The sequence below is a fragment of the Verrucosispora sp. TAA-831 genome (genome assembly GCF_050780145.1).
In the GTDB taxonomy this organism is placed as follows: Bacteria; Actinomycetota; Actinomycetes; order Mycobacteriales; family Micromonosporaceae; genus Micromonospora.
Genome location: NZ_CP192240.1, coordinates 3,239,196 through 3,259,032, shown reverse-complemented (window position 1 = coordinate 3,259,032; position 19,837 = coordinate 3,239,196). Strand labels below are relative to the sequence as shown.

Sequence of the window (19,837 nt, the reverse complement as noted above, 5' to 3'; positions counted from 1 at the left end):
GACTCGGCGAGAGGTCAGGGCGGCGGGGCCTCCGTCTCCGACGGGCCGACCACGGCCGGCGGGACGGTCCAGGTGGGACGGTGGCCCGGCGCGATCCGGTCGCGGAACCGACCGGCCGCGTCGCCCACCCCCGCGGTCACCATCGGCAGCATCCGGGTGGAACTCATCACCGCCAGATCCTCGGCGCGGGTGGTGGCACCGTCGAGGAACCGCAGCACCCGGGCCGCCGGGTTCCGGTCGAACAGCCGACCGAAGAACTCCGGACCACCGACCAGGTTCCGGTCCAGGGCCCGCAACGCCACCGCGTCCATCCAGCGGTGCCGAGGGGGGTACGCGGACGGCGGCACCGGATCCCGCCCGGCCGCCACCGCGCGAGCCACCTGCTCGGCCTGGCGGTACATGGCGGAGAAGGTGAAACCGGTGGAGGGCCGGGTGGCGCCGCCGGCCGTACCGAGCCGGACCACCCGGGGCGAGGGACGGGCCACGAACGGCCCGTCGGTCATCGGGATGACGCCGTTCTCCACCTCGGTCACCGTGAGCCGGGCCGGGTCGAGGCCGAGCAGATCCCGGTAGCCGGCCAGCGCCGCGTCGTACCCGGCCGAGGTGAGCAGATCCGGGCCGAACTCGGTGTACTCCACCAGCGCGTACCGGCTGTCGACCGGCAACACGTAGCCGAACGAGACGCCCCGGGCCGGTTGCGGGGTGCGGAAGTCCATCAGCACGGCCCGTTCCGGGTCGAACACCGGCCGGTCCGCCGCCAGCCACCAGCCACGGAAGTGCTGCAACCAGTTCGTCCGGCCGGGACGCCGCGGTGGCCGGGGCCGGGAGTCCAGCACCCAGGCGGCACGCAGCGGACCGTCGCCGGTACGCACCACCACCCGGTCACCGTCGTCGCGCAGATCCTCGGCACCGGCGACGATCCGGCGTACCCCGAGACGCCGTTCCGCCTCGGCGGCCCGGTCGTAGATCGGCCCGGAGCGCAGCATCGCGTACCGCAGGGGGGCCAGGTCCAGGGTGCGGTGCGTGCCGGGCGTGACCACCTCGACCTGCGTCCAGCTCGCCGTCAGCAGGTCGTCCAGGTCGTTGCCGGGCTCGTCCCAGAACGCCCAGGTGCGGTCCTGGCCCCGCCGGTGCACCGGGTCGACGACCGCGATCCGCAGGTCGCGGACGCCGTGCCGGGCCAACGCGGCCAGCACCAGCGAGGCGGCACCACCCCCACCGACCAGGGCGAGGTCGACGTCGACCGGCGCGGAACTCATCCGGTCACGCTGTCACACCGGACCCGCCGTGATGGTGTCAGGTCCCGAACCCCGCCGACCCGAGGGTCGATAGGGTCACCGGACCGGCGCGCGTGCCGCGTGCCGTGACCGGAGGACGTCATGAGTACCCGCGCCGCGAACGCGCTCACCGCCCGCTGGACCGCCACCCTGGACGACGAGGCCACCGTGCTCTCCGGCGCGGGCGTGCATCCGCTGCTGGCGCTGCTCACCCGGTACGCGCACGGACCGGCCCGGGCCGAACTGTCGGCCGTGGTCGGCGACCCGACGGGCGTGGACCTCACCGGCTCCCCGAGCACCCGGATGGCGCTGGGCTTCTGGTCGCGGCGCGGCCTGCCGCTGTCCGAGCGGTGGCGCACCGAGGTACCGGCCGCCCTGCGCGGCGAGTTGACCGGGGACGCGACCGTCGACCAGGCCACGCTGGACGCCTGGGCGGCTACGCAGACCGACGGTCGGATCACCTCGATGCCGGTACGCGCCGCCGGCGGAACCGCGATGGTGCTGGCCAGCGCGCTGTCGGTGCTCACCACCTGGAAACAGCCCTTCCACGGCACGCGGTGCCGACCCACCGACGGCCCCTGGGCGGGGCGGGACCTGGCCGGGCTCACCCGACGTGGCCGCGACCTGGACGCCCTGCGGGTCGTCGACACCGCCACCGGTCCGGTGAGCCTGCTGACGGTCGAGGGCGCCGAGGACGTCGACGTCGTACTCGCCCTCGGTCCCGCCGGCCGCGGCCCCGCCGACGTGCTGCCCGCCGCGATCGGCGCGCTCGACGGCGGCGGCCCCGCCCTGCCGCTCACCGCCGGACCGGGCGTGACCGAACGGGTCGTCGACGCCGCCGACGCCACGCCGGAGTTGACGGTCTCCACCGTCGCGTTCACCGTCGACGCCGCCCACGACCTGCTGCGGCACGCCGGCCTGTTCGGGTTGACGGCGGCGACCGACGCCGCCGGGGACCACTTCCCCGGCATCACCGAGCGGCTGTACGTCGCACAGGCCGTCCAGAACGCCACCGCCACGTTCAACGCCACCGGCTTCTCCGCCGCCGTGGTGACGGCGTTCGCGATGCGGGCCGGTGCGATGCGCCCGCCCACCACCGTCCGCAAGCGGCTGGTCAGCCTGACCGTCGACCGGCCGTTCGGCTTCGTCGCCGTACACCGACCGGCGAACCTCGCCCTCGTCACCGGCTGGATCACCCACCCCGACCCGGCATAGGTGCGTCGTTCCGCTACCGGCGTTCGGCCGCTCGCTGCGGGCTTGGGTGTAAGGAGGGGTCCCGTGCTAACGCCTGGTGTAGAGGAAGGGTCCCCTCCTTACCTCCCACCCCCGCGCGGTGCCGCATCTCGCAGGCACGGCAGACGCCGCCGGCCGGCACCCCAGGTTGCGGGTGCCGGCCGGCGGCGTTCTTGCTCCCCCCTTGTCGAGGAAAGTCTGTGCCTGGTGTGGGTCAGCTGTTCCAGTGTGCGGCGACCAGGTCGGCGGCCTGCTGCTCCCACTGGGCGTAGTGGTCGGGGAACGCCGACACCTGCACCGTCTGCGCCGCCACCGTCAGCGGCATGTCCTGCCAGCCGTCGACCTGCTTGAGGCCCTTCAGGAAGGCGAGGGTCGAGTACTCGGGGTCGGTGATCTGCTCGACGGTGCCCCAACCCGAGGACGGGCGCTGCTGGAACAGGCCCTGCGAGTCGTGGTCGTTGCGGTCACCGAGGTGGCCGAGGTTCTCCAGCTTCGACTCCTGGAACGCCGTACCGATCGCGATCACGGCGGCACGCTCGTCCATGCCGGCCTTCTTCGTCGCGGCGATGATCGCCTTGGCGTTGGCGACCTGCTCGTCGGACAGGTCGATGCGGGACTGGGCGCCCTGCACACCGTGCGGGATCAGTTTGCCGGTGTCGGGCTTGTCGGCCTGCACCGCCACCAGGGAGGTGGTGACGGGGGCGGCGTCAGCCTGCGCGATCGGGCCGGCGAACACACCACCAGCAAACGCCAGACCGGCAACACCCAGAACACTCTTACGCAACAGCTTCGAGTTCATGAGACAGCTCCATTCGGGGGTAGACGCCACCCATAGGGGGAAAGGGGGCGACGCGAACGCCGTCAGGCGCCAAGAAGAAGAGAGGAACCGACGCACCAAATCCGAGGGATCAGCGAACCTTGCGGCGTCGGGTCAACACACAACCATCTGCCGGGCCAGGCCATTCCCCGAGGGGGGGAGATCGGGGAGGCTCTTGCGGCGTCGGCATCACCACCACCGACCCGGCCGCATCATTCCCGGGGATATCCGCGAGCCCTCACGGCGCCGGGACCAGATACAACGACCTACCGAGCCAGATCATTCCGGCATCCGCCCGCCACCCGCCACGGGGTGGGGTCCTGCTCGGTCAGCCACCGGGTTACAACGCCACCGACCCCACCCCGATTCCGCCCCGCAGCCACCCACCGGCACACACGAAAGCGGACATTCAATCACGAACGACGCATACCCCCTCATCGCTTCCCGCAGGGCCGAAAGGCCTCCCACCCACACCCCCGCCCATTCCCCGTTGATCAAGAAGTTTTGGCGCAAATGCCGGAGGATCCACAGCTCAAACCTCTTGATCAACTCGTCCAAGCCCAAGCCCAAGCCCAAGCCCAAGCCCAAGCCCAAGCCCAAGCCCGGGTCCGGGTCCGGGTCCGAGCGGCCGGGGTTGGGTCTGCGGTGGTGGGAACGTCGGAGACCCGGTCGCCGCGAACCGGACGGGTGCCACGATCGGCGCGACACCGCGCCGACCTCGCCTTCCGCCCACTGGTCACACGGTGCGGCAGGCGGACATCGACCGGATGGGGGTACCCGCCTGGCTCGTGTGGGGACCTTCCGCGACGCCCGAGTCGGTCGGGCCGTCACGTGACGGCAACGAAGATTTCTCATTTTCACCGGATCGGGTCCCAAGGCCACCTAGTGTTGGGCACACCGGTGCTAGTCGCGGAGTTGGCCACCCGAACGACGTCCCACGCAGTCAGCGGACGAAAAGTGAGGGAAGACGCGTATGAAGGCAACCAGAGTTCTCGTACCGGCTGCGGGCAGCATCGCCTTGGGCGCGCTGCTCATGCCCGGAGTCGCCTGGGCGGACACCACGGTGTCACCGGCGACGACCCCGGTCGGGGGGACCGTCGTGCTCACCGCGACCACCTGCAACCCGAGCACCGGAGACGCGCTGTTCCGCGTCACCGGACCCGATCGGGACCAGAACGTACGCTCCACCACCGCCGCAGCCGGCGGCGGCCTGAGCGCCGAGCTGTTCACCGCCGGCTTCACCCTCGGCACGTACACGGTGGCCGCCACCTGTGGGGACGGCACCTCGGACGGCAGCACCACGTTCACGGTCACCCCGATCGGTGGCGCCCAGGCCGGGGGTCGCCCGAGCGACGACGGGCTGGGCACCCTGGCCACCGGTGCGACCCTGATCGCCACCGCGCTCGGTGGCGGCGTCATCCTGGCCCGTCGCCGCCGGCACGCCGAGGCAGCCGCGCGCCTGTGACGTGTCGGCTCACTCCATCCATCCTGCGACGGGTGCCCGCGCCGTACGCCACGGTGCGGGCACCCGAGGGACCCCGCACGGCAGGTGTCCCGCCGGCCGTCCGACACTCGCGATCGGAGATGACACATGCGGGCGTACCAGCGGGGACGCGTACTGCTCGCGCTGGTCGCGGCCGTCGGGGTGGCGCTGGTCGGCGCGGGGCTCGGACGGATGCCGGCCGGGCCGCCGCAACCCGACGGCGCTGCACACCGGGCGGGCACGGCACCCAGCCTGCCGCCGCTGCCGCGCGCCGAACCCGTCGAGGTGCGGATCGAGGCGATCGGCGTACGCGCACCGCTGGTGCCGGTCGCCGCCGACGCCTCGGGGGCGTTGGAGGTGCCGCCGCTGGACCGTCCGCAGGTGGCCGGTTGGTACCGGCCCGGTGCCAGCCCGGGTGAGATCGGCAACGCGGTCCTGGTGGGCCACGTCGACTCCCGGGACGGCCCGGCCGTCTTCTTCGAGTTGGGGCGGTTGCGTCCCGGCGACACCGTCCACATCGCCCGGGTCGACGCCACGGTGGCCAGTTTCACCGTGGACGCGGTCGAGGCGTACCCGAAGGAGCGGTTTCCCACCGACCTGGTCTACGGCCCCGGCGGTCTGGCCGGGCTGCGGCTGATCACCTGCGGCGGCCGGTTCGACCCGGCACGCGGCGAGTACGTCGACAACGTGATCGTCTTCGCCACCCGCACCGCGTAGCGCCCGCACCGCACAACGCCCGCACCGCGTATAGCGCCCGCCGTGAGCGGTCGCACGGTGTCGGCCCGCGCGGCCGGTGGCACCCGTTCGACCATCCGGACGTCGGAACGACCCGAGCGTCCACGGCAGACCCGAGGAGCAACGATGGCCCAGGCAGCGATCAGCAAGAAGACCGGCGCGGCGTCGCGCACGGCAGCGAAGAGGACGAGCCCGGCGACGAAGCGGTCCGGGACGGCAGCCGCCAAGAGGACGACCGCCAAGGCGACCGGCGGCAGCGCCACGACCCGCAAGGCCACGACCCGCAAGGCGGCGACCAGCACGACGGCGACCCGTAAGGCCACCGGCAGCAAGGCCACGGGCAGCAAGGCGACCACCAGCAAGCCAGCCACCAGCAAGGCCACGAGCAGGAGGGCCACGGCCGGTACGGCAGCGGCGACCTCCGCCCGGACGGCGCGCAAGAAGGCCGTCTCCGCCACCGCGAGCCCGACCCGCCGTCCCACCGCGAAGGCGACCGCCGCGAAGAAGGCCACGGTCGCGAAGAAGGCGCCCGCCGCGAAGAAGACGGCGGCGAGGAAGGCACCGGCGGGCAAGGCCACCGGTGGCCGCGCGCCGGCCACGAAGACCACCACGAAGAAGGCGGCGACCAGGAAGACCTCGGCCAGCCAGGCCACCGCCGCACGGTCCCGGGCAGCCGGCGCGCCGACCCGGAGGGCCACCACGATGGAGTCGTTCGGCAGCCGGCGCGGCGTACGCACGCGCTGACCTGCGCGCTGTCCGGTGCCCAGGCGGCGGAGGAAGCCCCGGGTCGGCTCGTGCAGCAACGGCACGTGGCCCGGCGAGTGACCCGGGGTGTGGACCACGCGCAGTACACCGCCGACGTCGAGCAGACTCGGCGTACGGCATGTCGGCGGCGTGCATCGCGACCGGCGCACCGGGGGGATGGCCGGGCCGACCGCGTCATCGGCGCACCGCGCCATCCACCCACTCCGATGTCCGGTACGCGCCACGCCCCCGGCGTCGACGCTCGGATCCGGTGCCGAGCGGATGACCCGGTGGCGAAGCGAGACAAACGGGCCGAGGTGACCGGGGCGTGCCCGTGCGGGCAGGGGATGCCGTACGCGGACTGCTGCGGGCGGCTGCACCGCGGCGAGGCGGACGCGCCGACGGCCGAGGCGTTGATGCGCTCCCGGTACGCAGCGTTCGCCGTCGGTGAACCGGACTACCTGATGCGCAGTTGGCACAGCCGTACCCGCCCGTCCGGACTGCACCTGGACCCCGCGCAGCGGTGGACCGGGCTGGAGGTCGTCGGCACCGACGGTGGCGGACTGTTCGACAGCACCGGGACCGTCGAGTTCCGGGCGCACTACCGCGAGGGCCGCGATCCCGGCACGGTGACCGAACGCAGCCGTTTCGTCCGCGAGGACGGCCGCTGGGTCTACCTGGACGCCGAGCGGCCCTGAGCGGGGCGGGCTCACGCGCCGACCCGGGCGGGCGGCACGTCGACGCGGCGTCGGACCGCTCCGCGCGCCTGCGCCGCCGCGACCAGCAGGTACGGCACCACGGCCAGGGCGAACGCCCACACGTTGTCGGTCGCCGTGGCGAGCAGGCCGAAGCCGACGTACACCGCGATGGTGGTCAGGTCGGTGAGCATGCCCGCCAGCGAGGTGACGGTGGCCCGGGCCGGGCCGCCGATCCGGGCCTGGAGGCGGGCGTCAGCCAGCACCAAGGCGAGTTGGAAGCCGGCGAACGCAGCCGCGACCAGCAGGAACCCCACCGGCCGACGCAGCAGCGCCCCCGCCGCCAGGGCCACCGCCGAGGCGGCCAGCAGCAGGGCGTACCCGCCGGTGCGCAGCCGCTGCCCGGCCGGGGCGAGCAGCCCGCCGACCATCTGCCCGAGCGTGACCACCAGCAGCAACAGCGGCACGGTGGTCAGCGCGACGCCGGTGTCCCGGGCCACCAGCGGGAGGTACTCCTCCAGCGCGCCCCAGATCGCGCCCACCACCGCCACCAGCAGCACCGCCGCGCGGACGGTCCGGTTGCCGCGCGCCCCGGCCACGCCCAGCCGGAGTCCCTGCCACCAGCCGGGCTCGTCCGGTTGGGAAGGCTCGGCGGCGGGACGCCGGTGTTCGGAGAAGCGGGTCGCGACGGCGGCGGCCAGCAGGCAGGCCACGACGCTGGCCGCCCCGACCGCCGGGTAGCCGCCGAGCCCGAGCACCGGCCCGGCGAGCAGGATCGAGCCGAGCACGCCGGCGGTACCGGCGGTCCGGGCCCGACCGATGGTGCGGGCGTACCGGTCGGCGGCACCGGCGTGGTCGAGTTCGTCGTAGACCAGTGCCTCCAGCGCGCCGGAGGCGAGTGCGCCGCCGGCTCCCCAGAGCACGAACCCGACGGCGAACGCGGGGTAGGACGGCAGGACCGTCCACAGCCCGAAGCCGACGGCGCTGCACCACGGTGCCAGGGTGAGCACCAGGCGTCGGGAGGTCGCGTCGGCCCAGGCACCGGCGGGCACCTCCAGCACCAGACCGGCCAGCGACCAGATCACGAAGAGCGAGGAGATCTGCCCGATCGACAGCCCGGTGTCGGCGAACAGCAACACGTACACCGGGTAGAGCAGGATCAGGTCGGTGAGGAAGGTGTACGCGTAGAGGGTGGCCGCCAGGCGACGGCCGGCGGCGGAAGCGAGGATCATCGAGGCCATCCGGATGGGTGGGGGCGGTCACGGACACCGTGTGCACGGCGTCCCAGGGCGGCCCCCGGCCTCGGTCAAGGCATCAATGTCGCCAGGTCATGCGGTGATGGTAGGCGGCGGCACCACCCGCTGCCACCCCGTCGCCGGAGACGACGGCCGGACGCGTCGCGGGGCGGGACCGTACGTCCCGCCCCGCGAGGTGACGCCGTCGGGTCAGCGCCCGGACGGGCCGTCGTTCTTCGGCAGGATGATCGTCGACTCGCTGTCGTCGGCCGCCGCCCGCGGCGACGGCACGTCCGGGCCGGTCGACGTGACCTGGGTGGTGTCCGGATCATCAGTCGTCGCGGCGGACTGGCGCGGCAACGCGGTCGTGGTGTCCGGATCGTCGTCGACCGGCTGCTGGCGCGGGAACGCCGTGGTGGCCTCCGGGTCGTCGGAGTCCGCCGCCGACTGACGCGGGAACGCGGTGGTGGCGTCGGGGTCGTCGTCCGGGCCCGCCGCCGACTGGCGCGGCAGCATCGTGGTGGGGTCGGTGTCGACGTGGGGCGGGGTGACGATCTGGGTCGCCTCCGGGTCGTCCGACAGCGGCGTACCCGCCGACGTCCCGGTCGCGAACACCGGCGTCGCGGGCGGCGGGTCGGCGGCCGGCGCACCGAAGGTCGCCCCGCCGGGCGGTACGGGTGCCGCCGCCGACTCGGCCAGCCGCCGCTCGGCGGCGATCCGCTGCTCCTCGCGCTCGCGGGCCGCCTGCTCCTCACGTTCCCGGGCGGCCTGCTCCTCACGCTCGCGGCGGTTGGCGGAGTAGGCGCGGGCGTGCTCGGCGATGGTCCGCGACTCCGCCTCGGCCCGGGACAGCCAGGACTCCCAGCGGTTCTGCATCGGACGGATCAGCCCGCCGCCGACCCCGACGACGAGGATGCCGCCGACGGTGGCGAGCACCGCGATCAGCACCGGGGTGGTGACGGCGGTGGCCACGCCGATCTGGTTCAGCGCCGCGATGATGCCGAGCCCGAGGATGAACGCCGAGGCGATGGTGGCCAGCAGCCGGCCGTACGAGAGCCCGCCGAGCGCACCGGAGATCAGGTCCTTGACGGCGCTGGCGATGGCGGCGGCGACCACCACGATGACGATGGCGACGAAGGCCCTCGGCAGCCAGGCGATGACTCCGGCGATCAGGTCGGAGATCGGGTTCGGTCCCCAGATACCGAACGCCAGGTAGAGGGTGAGCAGCAGGATCCCGTAGTACGCGAGCTTCGCCACGATGTCGCTGGCGTCGTACCGGGAACGGGCCAGCGCCCGACGGATGCCGCCGCGTTCGACCGCCCGGTCGAAGCCGACGCGCTCCAACAGCCGACCGACGAGTTTGAGCACCGCCTTGGCGATCAGCCAGCCGGCCACCAGGATCGCCACGAAGGCGACGGCCTTGGGAAGGAAGAGGAGTATGGCGCGGAGGGTGTCCCCCACCGCGTCGCCGAAGTTGTCTCGCATCCGTTGGTCCTTTGCGCGGGCGATCGGTTCGTCCGGCCCGACCTACCCCGGAGCGCCGCGCGAGAAACGTGCCGAGCGTCCGGCCGTCAGCCCGGACAGGAGTACGCCACCTCGGTGACCGCCTGCGCCGACGACGGCGAGACGACATTCACCGTGGCCGTCTCGGTGGTGCTGCCGACCCCGCTGAACGTCCACCGCAGGGTCAGCTCCACGGTCCGCTGCCCCGGGCCGACCCGCTCGGTCAGCAGGGCGCCCGGGGCGCTCCCGGACCGCAGCCACTGGTACTTCACGGTGCCCGGGCGGCCGTTGGTGCGTACCGTGGCGACCACGTCGACGGTGACGTCGCACCGCTGTCCCGCCGGCTCGGGCAGGGCGACGCTCACGCCGCTGATCTCCAGGGGACTCAGCCGCTGCCAGATCCAGAACCCGACCGCGACCAGCAGCACCAGGGTGAGCAGAGTGGACAGTACCGACACCGACCGACGCCACAGCGACCTGCGGCGCGGTGCCGGAACGCCTGCCGGCCACGCGGGCGCCGACGGCGGCGCGGCCGGTACGCCGGGACCGAAACGCAGTTCACCGCCGGGTCCGGTGGTCGGTGCCGCGAGCGCACCGCCCCGCGCGGTCGCGGCAGCAGTCGCGTTCGCCGCCTCGGTGCGACCGAGGTCGGCCGTCGGTTCGGCAGCGCCCAGGTGCACGGTCGCCTCGGTGGCGTCCAGGTGGATCGTCGGCTCGCCGCTCGGAGGCGGCGGGGTCCAGGGCGGCGACACCGGTCGGGGTAGGGCGTGGGTCGGCTCGTCGGGCTGGGTCACGGTGGCTCTCCCGGGTCGTCGTGGTGGGCGCGCCCGGTCAGCCCGGCGTGCAGAAGGAGTAGAGGGTGACGTAGGTCGGGTCACCGGTGGTGCTGTTGCCGGCGGCGTCGGTCGCCACCACCGTCACCGGAATCCGGATGGTGTTCGCGGGGCGGGGCAGGTCCGCGAGTACGCCCCGGAAGCGGCTGCCGTCGACCGGGTCCATGCGTCGCTCGTACGACTGCTTCTCGATCGTGTAGCGGAAGCGGACCCGCAGGCCGTCCGCTTCCGCACGGTCGTCCTGCACGAGTGCGGTGACGGTGCTCGCGGTCGGCCCGTACGGGCATCCGGCGGGATCGAGGGTGGTCGGGCTCGCGGCGACCCGACCCACGGTGGGCGCGGTGACGTCCGGTGGCGGCGCGGGGCTGGTGCTCGCCGACGGTGACGGGTCCCCGGTGGGCGGGGCGGGATCGCCGGTGGGCGTCGGCGACCCGGTCGGCGCGGTCGTGGCGGTGCCGCCGGTCGGGGTGGGCGGCGGGACGGACGTCGGGGTGGCGGTGGGGCCGGGCGTGGGCGTGCCGGTCGGCACCGCCTCGGTCGGTGCGGGTGACCCGGTCAGGTCGGTGGTCACCTCGGACGCCGCACCGGTCGGCACCGGCGGTTCCTCCATCGCGTAGCCGAGTCCGGCGCCGCCGACCAGCATCGCCGTCACCAGGCCACCACCGACCAGCGCGGCCCGGGCCCGACCGGTCCGCCGCGACGGCGACCGGCCGCGCGAGCCCTGGTCGGCGCCGGTCGCGCCGAGCGCGGTGGTGGCCACGCTGACGGCCCCGCCGCCGCCGTCCGGGAAGGGGAACAGGGCGGCCAGCAGCGCGGCCCGCTGTGCCAGCTCGCGCAGCCCGCGTTCCTCCCAGTCCGCCCCGTACGCGCCGACGGCCGTCTCCTCCAGGACGGCGAGGAAGACCCGGGCGGGCTGCGGCCGGTCGGCGGGACGTTTGGCCATGCCGTGCCGCAGCAACCCGTGCACCGGTCGCGGGGCTCCGTCGGTGGGGATCGGCGCACGCGCGTGCTGTCGGCGCAGGGTGGCCAGGTCGCCCCCGTCGTACGGGGGACGGCCGGTCAGGCACTCGAAGAAGGTCGCGGTGGCGGCGTAGATGTCGCACGCCGGTTCGGCGGGGGCGCCGGTCCACTGCTCGGGGGCCATGTAACGCGGGGTGCCGGTGACGCTGCCACCGGATTCGGCGCCGACCGGCATGGCGATGCCGAAGTCCGCCAGCTTGCTGGTGCCCTCGGCGGTGACGAGCACGTTCTCCGGCTTGTAGTCGCGGTGCACCACCCCGTGCGCGTGGGCGGCGGCCAGCCCGGCCAGTGATCCCTTGAGGACACAGAGCGCCGACTCCGGTGTGGTGGGTCCCTGTGCGCGCAGCATCTGGCGCAGGGAGACGCCGTTCACCAACTCCATCACGATGGCCTCGCCGTCGGGTGCCTCGACGTACTCGTAGAGGCGGCAGACGTACGGGTCGTCGATCTCGGCCAGCAGTCGGGCCTCGTCCCGGAAGGCGTACCGGAACAGCTCGTCGTGGAGCTGACCGGTCAGGTACTTGATGGCTACGGGGGTGCCGGTGGCGTCGTGCACGGCGAGGTCGACGGCGCCGGACGCGCCGGCACCGAGACGCCGGACCAGGGTGTATCCGGGAACCTGCCATCCGCTCATGTCGCCGCTCCCCGCGCTCCGCCCAGCGTGAGGGTGGGCACGCCGCCCATTGTCGCCGTACGCGGCGACGGGATCATCCGCCCGACAGGTGCCGTCGTCGGCCGGGTGGCCGCCCGGCGGCTCGTCCGATCGACGGGGTCGCCACCGGATCGCCGGACGGACGGGGCGCGATGGTCGGTCTCGGACACGTCGTCAGGGGTAGCACCTCGGGTCAACACCCGCCGCACGAGCGGTGTGGGCGCGTGCGGATGTCGACCTGCGTCGACCTCTGGCATCAACCACGGTGATGGCAATATCCTCCATCTCAACAGCAGTCCGTGGAGCTGGTTTTCAGACGTGCCGTCCCGGAGGAGACACCATGCCTAGCGAGCACACCGAGTGGGACCGCCGGACGATGCTGCGCGCGGGCCTGGGCGCCGCCACGGTCGCCGTCGTCGGGACCGGCCTCGCCCGCCCCGCACCGGCCCGGGCGGGCGACGGCCTGGACTGGATCATCGGCTGCGACGAGTGGGGCGCCCGCCCGCCGACCGGTCCGCTGGCGGTCAGCGCGACGCCCACCAACAAGATCATCGTGCACCACATGGCCTTCCCCAACGTCACCGACCACTCGCGGGAACGGGCGGTCGCGCTCGCCCGGGAGTGCCAGGACCTGCACGTCGACGGCAACGGCTGGTCGGACACCGGCCAGCACTTCACGGTCAGCCGGGGCGGGTACGTCCTGGAGGGCCGGCACGGCAGTCTGGACCGGCTGCGGGCCGGTGACCGGCAGATGGTCGCCGCGCACTGTCCCGGCGAGAACGGCCGGGCCATCGGCATCGAGAACGAGGGCACGTACGTCGACCAGACCCCGCCGACCGCGCTGCTGGACTCACTGGTGCGGCTCTGCGTGGCCGTCTGCCGCCGGTACGGGTTGCACGCGCACGACATCTTCGGACACTGGGACTTCCGCACCACCCAGTGTCCCGGCGCGGCCTTCTACCGGCAGTTCCCGATGCTGCGCCGCCAGGTCTTCCGGGTCCTGGGCACGCGGCGGCGCGACGTGCCGGCCCGCCGCTGGCCGGATGTGTGGCGCTTCGTCAACGCCCCGACCGTCCGGGTGGCGCAGTACCTGCTCGCCCACCACGGCTACCCGGTCGCGCCGACCGGCACCTTCGACCCGGCCACCGTGACGGCGGTGCAGGACTGGCAGGCCCGCCAGGGGTTGCCGGTCGACGTCGACGCCACGCTGACCGCCGCCACCTGGGAGACCCTCGCCCCGGACCTGGACCGACGCAGCGTCGGCCTGCCGGTCACCGCCGCGCAGGACCTGCTCGCCGTCAAGGGGTACGCGGACGTGACGCCGACGGGAGTGCTCGACGCGCCGACCCGACGGGCGGTCCGCGATCTCCAGGCGCTGCACCACCTGCCCCGCACCGGCACCGTCGACACCGGCACCTGGTGCGCCATTGTCGGCGGAGTGGTGCGGCAGTCCCTGGTCCGCGGCTGAGTCCGCGCCGGGAGGTCGACCGGCGCGGGCGGACCCGGCTGCGCCGCCGGGACGTTTGACCTGGCCCGGAGTCGGAAAGTGTGGCGGGATGAGATGGGCTCGTCACGCCGTACCCGCCGCCGTCGCCGCGCTCGCCGCGCTCGCCGCACGCGATCTGCTCCAACGCGAACACGCGCTGCGCCGCAACTTCCCGGTGCTCGGCCGGGCACGCTACCTGTTGGAGTCGATCGGGCCGGAGTTGCGGCAGTACATCGTCGCCGGCAACAACGAGGAACGCCCGTTCACCCGCGACCAGCGCCGCTGGGTGTACGCCTCGGCGAAACAGGAGAACAACTACTTCGGTTTCGGCACCGACAACGACATCGAGTACACCGCCGGTTATCCGATCATCAAGCACCGCACGTTCGGGCGGCCGGTGCCCCCGTCGATCCCGACCATGGGCCACGACGTACGGCTGCCGGTCGCCAAGGTGCTCGGGGCCGCCCGGGGTCGAGCCCGCGCCTTCCGGCCCCAGTCGGTGGTGACCATCAGCGGGATGAGCTTCGGTTCACTGTCCGGCCGGGCCGTCGAGGCACTCAACCGGGGCGCGGCGCTCGCCGGTTGCCTGCACAACACCGGCGAGGGCGGGGTGTCGCCGTACCACCGCAACGGAGGTGAACTGATCCTCCAGATCGGCACCGCGTACTTCGGGTGCCGCGACGACCGGGGCCGGTTCGACCTGGCCCGGCTCAAGGACGTGGTGGCCGCCAACCCGGTCCGGGCGTTGGAGATCAAGCTCAGCCAGGGCGCCAAGCCGAGCCTCGGCGGGCTGCTGCCGGCGGCGAAGGTCTCTGCGGAGATCGCCGAGACCCGGGGCATCCAGGTCGGCCGGGACTGCGTGAGCCCGTCCCGGCACGCCGAGTTCTCCGACTGCGACAGCCTGCTGGACTGGGTGGAGCTGCTGGCCGCCGAGACCGGCCTGCCGGTCGGCATCAAGTCCGCCGTCGGCGACCTGGGGTTCTGGACCGAGCTGGCCGACCTGATGCGGGACACCGACCGGGGCGTCGACTTCGTCAGCGTCGACGGCGGCGAGGGCGGCACCGGCGCCGCACCGATGATCTTCACCGACTCGGTGTCACTGCCGTTCCAGCAGGGCTTCGCCCGGGTCTACCCGATCTTCGCCGAGCGCGGCCTGCACGAGCAGGTGGTCTTCGTCGGCGCCGGCAAGCTCGGCCTGCCCGACAACGCGGTGGTCGCGTTCGCGCTCGGCTGCGACATGCTCGCCGTCGGCCGGGAGGCGATGCTGGCGATCGGCTGCATCCAGGCGCAGAAGTGCCACGACGACAGTTGCCCGACCGGTGTCGCCACCCAGAACGCCTGGCTCGCCCGAGGTCTGGACCCCACGTCGAAGGCCGAGCGCGCCGCGCACTACATCAAGACCCTGCGCCGCGACCTGATGAAGGTGGCCGAGGCATGCGGGGTGGAACACCCCGGTCTCATCGACGCCGACTCCGTCGAGATCCTCGGCGGCCGTACCAGCTCGACCCCGCTGCGCGAGGTGTACGGCTACCAGCCGGACTGGGGCCTGCCATCGGCCGCCGACCGGAAGGCGATCGTGGACCTGATGTCCACCGAGGCCCCGCAGGGCGGCAGCGCTCCCCCGTCCCGGACCGCCCGCAGATGAGTCGCCGCCCGCGCTGACCGACGATCCGTCCCAGGCCACCACCGCCCTTAGTACAGATGCGCGAGGATGGCGACGTGCCGGACGGCCTCGGGCGGCGCTGCCCGAGATCGAGCGACGCGGGGTCACGCTGATCGGGGTGGCGGTCGGTAATCTCGCCGACGGGCACGTGCAGCTCACGTTGCCCTGGCGTGCCACGCCGCCCACGGCGGAACCGGACGCCGCGGCCGACGCGGTCCGGGACCGGTTCGGCGCGACCGCGGTGACCGGTGGCGCGCTGCTCGGCCGCGACACCGGCCCGGAGATGCCGCTGCTGCCCGACCCCTGACCCGTATCGACGTGGGGTCCGAGGCGCGGTCACCGCAGGAGCCGGGAGTCCCCCTCGGCGGCGGAGAGGGCGGGTGCGGCGATGCCCGCGCCGGAACCGACGTCGCCGGCCCGATCGAGGCGGGGATGCGGGGCGAGCCGCCAGAGCCCGGCCGCCGGACGCCCGTCCGCCCGGACCAGACGGCACCGTTCACGGTAGCCGACGCGGTGGTAGAGGCGGTGGTCGGCACCGTGGTGCGCCTCGGCGTAGGTGGGCATACCGAGCGTGTCCATCCACTGGTGACTCGCGGCGAGGACGGTGGCGGCCTGCCCCGCCCGGTCGGCGTCCGGCGGCGCGGCGAGCAGGGCGAGGTGCTGGTGGGGCTCCTCGGGACGCCGCGCGGCGAGGGCCTCGTCGAACCGGCGGAAGCGTACGGCGTGCTCGTCGCAGGCGTCGTCGAGCCGCTCGTCGTACCGGGGCGGGGGCGGGATCGGTCGGTACCGGTGGAACCAGACGGTGGCTGCCGACCCGTTCGCGAGCAGGTACGCGTCGCCGAAGAGCAGCGCGTGTTCGACCCAGATCCGGGCCACCGCGGCGAGGACGGCGGCCCGCCGTCGCCGATCGGGTACGAGCCACGCCCCGGCGCTGGTCGGCGCGACGGTGGCGGTGACGAGGTCGACGATCCAGTCGATGTCGCTCCAGCGGGCGCGGTGAACCGGCGGGGTGACCTGCACGAGAGCTCCTGTGTCGTCGGGCCGGTCTGCTTCGGGTGACGCGGACGCCGATACGGGCCGGGCCGTGGGGTCACGGTCGGCGAACGCGAACGACTTTAACCCGCAGCGATCGCCCGGTCACAGATTGCTCGGTGTGTCGCGACACCGACACTTCACGGATACTGGTCCCGCCAGTTCACGGCTCGCTGACCGATTCCCCCAGGAAGGACAGCCGCGACATGACCCGCCCGACCCGAGGCACCGGCCCGACGAGCAGGCCGGCGGACCGTACGCGCCGGCCCGACCGGCCGGAGTCCGGTCGGGCCTGGCTCGGGGCGTTCCTGGTGGTGGCGATCGTGGAGCTGGTCGCCGTGGCGGTCGACGCGACACCGGTGCAGTGGCTGGCCAAGCCGCTGCTGGCGCCGCTGCTGCTGGTCTGGCTGTGGTGGGTACGCGGACAGCGCGGCCCGGTCGCCGTCGCGCTGGTCTTCGCCACCGCCGGTGACATCGCGCTGCTGGTGCCGGGAGAGGTCGCGTTCCTGGTGGGGATGGGCTGCTTCCTCGGGACGCAACTGGCGCTGATCACCGCGTTCGTCGGCCATCGGCGACCGCCGGTGCCCGCGCTCGCCGCTTACCTGCTGCTCTGGGCGGGCGCGATCGCGCTGCTGTGGCCGCGCCTCGGCGACCTGCGCTGGCCGGTGCTCGGGTACGGCCTGGCGCTGAGCCTGATGGCCGCGACCGCGACCGCCGTCAACCGTCGGGTGGCCGTCGGCGCCGCGCTGTTCCTCGTGTCGGACCTGCTGATCGGCCTCGACGCGGCCGGCACCACGTGGCCCGCGCACGGGGTGCTGGTGATGACGACCTACAGCGCGGCCCTGCTGCTGATCACCACCGGCTGGGCGGCGCGCGTCGCCGGGCCGGATCAGACCGGCGGCATCAGCCCGCCCCGGTAGGCGGCGGCGACGGCCTGGGCGCGGTCGCGTAGTCCGAGTTTCATCAGGACCCGGCCGACGTGTGTCTTCACCGTCGCGTCGCCGATGTGCAACCGGGCGGCGATCTCGGCGTTGGACAGTCCGTGCGCCATCTGCACCAGCACCTGCCGCTCCCGGTCGGTGAGCCGGTCCAGCTCGGCGGTGGTGGGCGCACGGTGCTCGCCGAGCGCCGCGAACTCGGTCAGCAGCGTCCGGGTCACCGCCGGGTCCAGCCACGCCTCTCCGGCCGCGACCGCGCGGACCGCCATGGTCAGCTCGTCGGGTACGGCGTCCTTGAGCAGGAACCCGGACGCACCGGCCCGCAACGCGGCGCGGACGGCGTCGTCGACGTGGTAGGTGGTCAGGACCAGCACCCGCACCTCGGCGGCGTCGGCGGTGATCTGGCGGGTGGCGGCGACCCCGTCGGTGCCCGGCATCCGTACGTCCATCAGCACCACGTCGGGGCGGATCCGGCGGGCCAGCTCGACCGCGGCGGCACCGTCGTCACACTCGCCGACCACCTCGATGTCCGCCTCGGCGGCGAGCAACATGGCGATCCCGGACCGCACCAGCGGTTGGTCGTCGGCCAGCAGCACCCGGATCACGAGGTCGCCGCCACCGTCGGTGCGGCGCGCAGCGGCAGGCGCGCGTACACCCGGAAGCCCGCGTCCGGCAGCGGCCCGGCGGCCAGCTCGCCGCCGACCACGGCGACGCGCTCGCGTAGACCCAGCAGACCCCGACCGGTCGACGGCAGGCCGCCGGAGGCCGTGCCGCCGGTGTCGCGGACCTCGACCTCCAGGTCGTCGCCCCAGGTGAGGCGCACGATGGCGGTGGCCTGCGGGCCGGCGTAACGGGCGGCGTTGGTCAGCGCCTCCTGCACCGTGCGGTAGGCGGCCAGGCCCACGCTCGGGTCCACCGGGCGTGGCCGACCGTCGACGGTCACGGTGACCGGCAGTCCGGCGTCCCGCATCCGGATCACCAGGTCGTCGATCTCGGCGGGCCCGGGGTGCCGGTCCTCGGCGGGTGCCGGCGCGTCGCCGGGCGCGATGACGGCGAGCATCCGCCGCAGTTCCTCGACGGCCTGCCGGCCGACCTGCTCGATGTGGGCGAGCGCCTGACCGGCCCGGTCCGGGTCGGTGGTCACGATCCGGCGGGCACCGCCGGCCTGCAACAGCATCACCGTGACGCTGTGCGCGACGATGTCGTGCAACTCGCGGGAGATCCGGGCCCGCTCGTCGGTGACCGCCCGCTGCGCCTCGAGAACCCGCAGCCGCTCGGCGGCGGCGAGCCGACGCCGGTTGCTGCCGGCCCACCGGCCCAGCGCCCACACCCCGGCGACGACCGTGGCGTAGACCAGGGCCAGACCGACGAAGACGGCGGTACGGCGGCCGGCGTCCTCCCGTCCCGCCAGCCACGCCTCGTTGGCGGCGATCACCAGGTACGGGGCCAGGGCCGGGACGGTGGCCCAGGCGCGGTCGGCCGGCGCGTGGGCGCCCACCGCGTACAGGGCGACCAGCACGCCGAGCACCGGCTGGTAGCCGGGCACCAGCGCGGTGCCGACCAGGCCGAGCGCCGACACCAGCGCGAACACGGTGACCGGCGCCCGGCGACGCCAGAGCAGGGCGACCGGGGCGAGCGCCGCGAACGCCGCCAGCAGGAGCGTCGAACCGTCGGGCCCGGCCTGGGCCAGGTCGGAACCGGCGGTGGAGAACAGCGCCAGGTCGAGCACCCAGACCGCCGTGGCGACCAGGACGTCCCGCCCGGCCGGCCGGTGGGTACGGTCCGACGGGTCCACCGCACCGACCGCCGCCGGCGTGGGCCCGACGGCCGGTGCGGGCGGTGACCCGGTCGGCGGGCCGGGCGGGGTGGTCATCGGGGGCCGTGCGGCTGGCAGAAGCAGAAAAGGATGCAGAAGCCGCCGGTCAGGTCGCGCATCGTGTCGAACCGGTGCTCGGCGCGGCGCGGCTCGCGTTGGGCCTGCTCCAGGTCACCGGCCCGGCGCAGCAGGTCGTCGTCGATCAGGTGGATGTCGTCGCGGACGATCTCCTGCCGACGCAGCGCCTCCCACAGGTCACCACCGGCGGCCTCGATCGCCTCGGCCAGGGCGGCCGGTTCGGCGGGCCCGACCTGCGTCCGGTAGCCGGAGGTCCGGCCGAGGGAGGCGACGAGCGCCAGCGGCGCCCGGTCGGTCAGCCCGAACCGCCGCCACTTCCACACCGGCGCCACCTCGACCGGCAGGTGGTTGTCGAGACCGGCCGGGAAGATCACGACCTCGAGGTCGGCGTGCGGGTCGAACAGCGGCTTCGGCGGGTCGGGTACGAGCACCTGGTCGCCGTCGATCAATACACCGGCGGCGAGGTGACCGGCGGCCCGGTCGGTCGCACGACGGTCCTGGATGGAAACTCTGATCTCGGCGCGGATGGCCGTGTCGACGCACACTCTGGTTCCTCCGGTGCAGCGGGTGCGTGAACCGTAGGCCGAAAACGATCAT

The 19,837-nt window shown here is 73.8% G+C and carries 19 protein-coding genes and 1 pseudogene; 8 read left to right on the top strand and 12 right to left on the bottom strand.

The genetic code is table 11. The annotated features are described in order from the left end of the window. Positions 1-14: 14 nt before the first annotated feature. Positions 15-1,259 carry a lycopene cyclase family protein gene (locus tag ACQVFL_RS14730; protein ID WP_431729632.1) on the bottom strand — a complete coding sequence of 415 codons (1,245 nt, stop codon included), beginning with the start codon at positions 1,257-1,259 and terminating at the stop codon, positions 15-17. Positions 1,260-1,379: 120 nt separating this feature from the next. Between ACQVFL_RS14730 and ACQVFL_RS14725 the strand changes: the two genes are divergently transcribed. After that, on the top strand, positions 1,380-2,492 hold the full coding sequence (locus ACQVFL_RS14725; protein ID WP_431729631.1) for a hypothetical protein: 1,113 nt from the start codon (positions 1,380-1,382) through the stop codon (positions 2,490-2,492). 232 nt (positions 2,493-2,724) lie between these two features. On the opposite strand, the gene ACQVFL_RS14720 is transcribed toward ACQVFL_RS14725, so the two are convergent. Beyond that, entirely contained in the window at positions 2,725-3,309 is a 585-nt protein-coding gene (locus ACQVFL_RS14720) for a hypothetical protein (protein ID WP_431729630.1), read from the bottom strand. A 991-nt stretch (positions 3,310-4,300) separates the two neighbouring features. Between ACQVFL_RS14720 and ACQVFL_RS14715 the strand changes: the two genes are divergently transcribed. Both ACQVFL_RS14715 and ACQVFL_RS14710 read left to right on the top strand, forming a co-directional pair. Beyond that, on the top strand, positions 4,301-4,792 hold the full coding sequence (locus ACQVFL_RS14715) for a hypothetical protein (RefSeq protein ID WP_396699557.1): 492 nt from the start codon (positions 4,301-4,303) through the stop codon (positions 4,790-4,792). Positions 4,793-4,918: 126 nt separating this feature from the next. Further along, on the top strand, positions 4,919-5,527 hold the full coding sequence (locus tag ACQVFL_RS14710; RefSeq protein WP_396699559.1) for a class F sortase: 609 nt from the start codon (positions 4,919-4,921) through the stop codon (positions 5,525-5,527). Here the strand turns inward: ACQVFL_RS14710 and ACQVFL_RS14705 are convergent. Continuing rightward, on the bottom strand, positions 5,413-6,387 hold the full coding sequence (locus tag ACQVFL_RS14705) for a hypothetical protein (RefSeq protein ID WP_431729629.1): 975 nt from the start codon (positions 6,385-6,387) through the stop codon (positions 5,413-5,415). The two genes, ACQVFL_RS14710 and ACQVFL_RS14705, sit on opposite strands and share 115 nt — an antisense overlap. A gap of 192 nt (positions 6,388-6,579) precedes the next feature. Here ACQVFL_RS14705 and ACQVFL_RS14700 point away from each other — a divergent pair, with 192 nt between their 5' ends. Next, positions 6,580-6,987 carry a YchJ family protein gene (locus tag ACQVFL_RS14700; RefSeq protein ID WP_431729628.1) on the top strand — a complete coding sequence of 136 codons (408 nt, stop codon included), beginning with the start codon at positions 6,580-6,582 and terminating at the stop codon, positions 6,985-6,987. An 11-nt stretch (positions 6,988-6,998) separates the two neighbouring features. On the opposite strand, the gene ACQVFL_RS14695 is transcribed toward ACQVFL_RS14700, so the two are convergent. The 5 genes and pseudogenes from ACQVFL_RS14695 to ACQVFL_RS14675 all read right to left on the bottom strand — a co-directional run bounded on the left by ACQVFL_RS14695 (position 6,999) and on the right by ACQVFL_RS14675 (position 12,209). Next, positions 6,999-8,216: an MFS transporter gene (locus ACQVFL_RS14695; RefSeq protein WP_431729627.1), complete on the bottom strand. Its 1,218-nt coding sequence runs from the start codon at positions 8,214-8,216 to the stop codon at positions 6,999-7,001. Between the two features lie 213 nt (positions 8,217-8,429). Beyond that, positions 8,430-8,579: a hypothetical protein gene (locus ACQVFL_RS14690; RefSeq protein WP_431729626.1), complete on the bottom strand. Its 150-nt coding sequence runs from the start codon at positions 8,577-8,579 to the stop codon at positions 8,430-8,432. 295 nt (positions 8,580-8,874) lie between these two features. Next, a pseudogene (locus tag ACQVFL_RS14685) lies at positions 8,875-9,704 on the bottom strand (mechanosensitive ion channel family protein); the annotation flags it as partial. An 86-nt stretch (positions 9,705-9,790) separates the two neighbouring features. After that, a complete protein-coding gene (locus tag ACQVFL_RS14680; protein WP_431729625.1) occupies positions 9,791-10,516 on the bottom strand; it encodes a hypothetical protein in 726 nt (241 codons plus the stop codon). Between the two features lie 37 nt (positions 10,517-10,553). After that, positions 10,554-12,209, bottom strand: coding sequence for a protein kinase domain-containing protein (locus ACQVFL_RS14675; protein ID WP_431729624.1), 1,656 nt, complete (start codon positions 12,207-12,209; stop codon positions 10,554-10,556). A gap of 358 nt (positions 12,210-12,567) precedes the next feature. On the opposite strand from ACQVFL_RS14675, the gene ACQVFL_RS14670 reads away from it, so the two are divergent. From ACQVFL_RS14670 to ACQVFL_RS14660, 3 genes are all read left to right on the top strand, one after another. Next, positions 12,568-13,695, top strand: coding sequence for a peptidoglycan recognition protein family protein (locus ACQVFL_RS14670; RefSeq protein ID WP_431729623.1), 1,128 nt, complete (start codon positions 12,568-12,570; stop codon positions 13,693-13,695). 88 nt (positions 13,696-13,783) lie between these two features. Continuing rightward, the gene (locus ACQVFL_RS14665; RefSeq protein ID WP_431729622.1) at positions 13,784-15,358 is read left to right on the top strand and encodes a glutamate synthase-related protein; all 1,575 of its coding nucleotides are present in this window, start codon (positions 13,784-13,786) and stop codon (positions 15,356-15,358) included. A 136-nt stretch (positions 15,359-15,494) separates the two neighbouring features. Further along, on the top strand, positions 15,495-15,683 hold the full coding sequence (locus ACQVFL_RS14660; protein WP_431729621.1) for a hypothetical protein: 189 nt from the start codon (positions 15,495-15,497) through the stop codon (positions 15,681-15,683). Positions 15,684-15,712: 29 nt separating this feature from the next. Here ACQVFL_RS14660 and ACQVFL_RS14655 read toward each other — a convergent pair whose 3' ends face one another. Continuing rightward, entirely contained in the window at positions 15,713-16,396 is a 684-nt protein-coding gene (locus ACQVFL_RS14655) for a hypothetical protein (protein ID WP_396697779.1), read from the bottom strand. Positions 16,397-16,614: 218 nt separating this feature from the next. Here ACQVFL_RS14655 and ACQVFL_RS14650 point away from each other — a divergent pair, with 218 nt between their 5' ends. After that, positions 16,615-17,328 carry a lysoplasmalogenase gene (locus tag ACQVFL_RS14650; protein ID WP_431729620.1) on the top strand — a complete coding sequence of 238 codons (714 nt, stop codon included), beginning with the start codon at positions 16,615-16,617 and terminating at the stop codon, positions 17,326-17,328. Here the strand turns inward: ACQVFL_RS14650 and ACQVFL_RS14645 are convergent. The 3 genes from ACQVFL_RS14645 to ACQVFL_RS14635 are packed head-to-tail and all read right to left on the bottom strand — an operon-like array spanning position 17,298 to position 19,785. Further along, entirely contained in the window at positions 17,298-17,951 is a 654-nt protein-coding gene (locus tag ACQVFL_RS14645) for a response regulator (protein ID WP_396697775.1), read from the bottom strand. The two genes, ACQVFL_RS14650 and ACQVFL_RS14645, sit on opposite strands and share 31 nt — an antisense overlap. Continuing rightward, positions 17,948-19,219 carry a sensor histidine kinase gene (locus ACQVFL_RS14640; protein ID WP_431729619.1) on the bottom strand — a complete coding sequence of 424 codons (1,272 nt, stop codon included), beginning with the start codon at positions 19,217-19,219 and terminating at the stop codon, positions 17,948-17,950. Before ACQVFL_RS14640 ends, ACQVFL_RS14645 begins: the two co-directional genes overlap by 4 nt. Beyond that, positions 19,216-19,785, bottom strand: coding sequence for a hypothetical protein (locus ACQVFL_RS14635; RefSeq protein ID WP_396697772.1), 570 nt, complete (start codon positions 19,783-19,785; stop codon positions 19,216-19,218). The genes ACQVFL_RS14640 and ACQVFL_RS14635 overlap by 4 nt, the downstream gene beginning before the upstream one ends. Positions 19,786-19,837 lie beyond the last annotated feature (52 nt).

Excerpts from the sequence above, each read along its gene's own strand:
- ACQVFL_RS14720 (WP_431729630.1), bottom strand. The coding sequence starts at position 3,309 with ATGAACTCGAAGCTGTTGCGTAAGAGTGTTCTGGGTGTTGCCGGTCTG.
- ACQVFL_RS14665 (WP_431729622.1), top strand. The coding sequence starts at position 13,784 with ATGAGATGGGCTCGTCACGCCGTACCCGCCGCCGTCGCCGCGCTCGCC.
- ACQVFL_RS14695 (WP_431729627.1), bottom strand. The coding sequence starts at position 8,216 with ATGATCCTCGCTTCCGCCGCCGGCCGTCGCCTGGCGGCCACCCTCTAC.
- ACQVFL_RS14715 (WP_396699557.1), top strand. The coding sequence starts at position 4,301 with ATGAAGGCAACCAGAGTTCTCGTACCGGCTGCGGGCAGCATCGCCTTG.
- ACQVFL_RS14650 (WP_431729620.1), top strand. The coding sequence starts at position 16,615 with ATGACCCGCCCGACCCGAGGCACCGGCCCGACGAGCAGGCCGGCGGAC.
- ACQVFL_RS14675 (WP_431729624.1), bottom strand. The coding sequence starts at position 12,209 with ATGAGCGGATGGCAGGTTCCCGGATACACCCTGGTCCGGCGTCTCGGT.
- ACQVFL_RS14730 (WP_431729632.1), bottom strand. The coding sequence starts at position 1,259 with ATGAGTTCCGCGCCGGTCGACGTCGACCTCGCCCTGGTCGGTGGGGGT.
- ACQVFL_RS14710 (WP_396699559.1), top strand. The coding sequence starts at position 4,919 with ATGCGGGCGTACCAGCGGGGACGCGTACTGCTCGCGCTGGTCGCGGCC.
- ACQVFL_RS14640 (WP_431729619.1), bottom strand. The coding sequence starts at position 19,219 with ATGACCACCCCGCCCGGCCCGCCGACCGGGTCACCGCCCGCACCGGCC.
- ACQVFL_RS14725 (WP_431729631.1), top strand. The coding sequence starts at position 1,380 with ATGAGTACCCGCGCCGCGAACGCGCTCACCGCCCGCTGGACCGCCACC.
- ACQVFL_RS14670 (WP_431729623.1), top strand. The coding sequence starts at position 12,568 with ATGCCTAGCGAGCACACCGAGTGGGACCGCCGGACGATGCTGCGCGCG.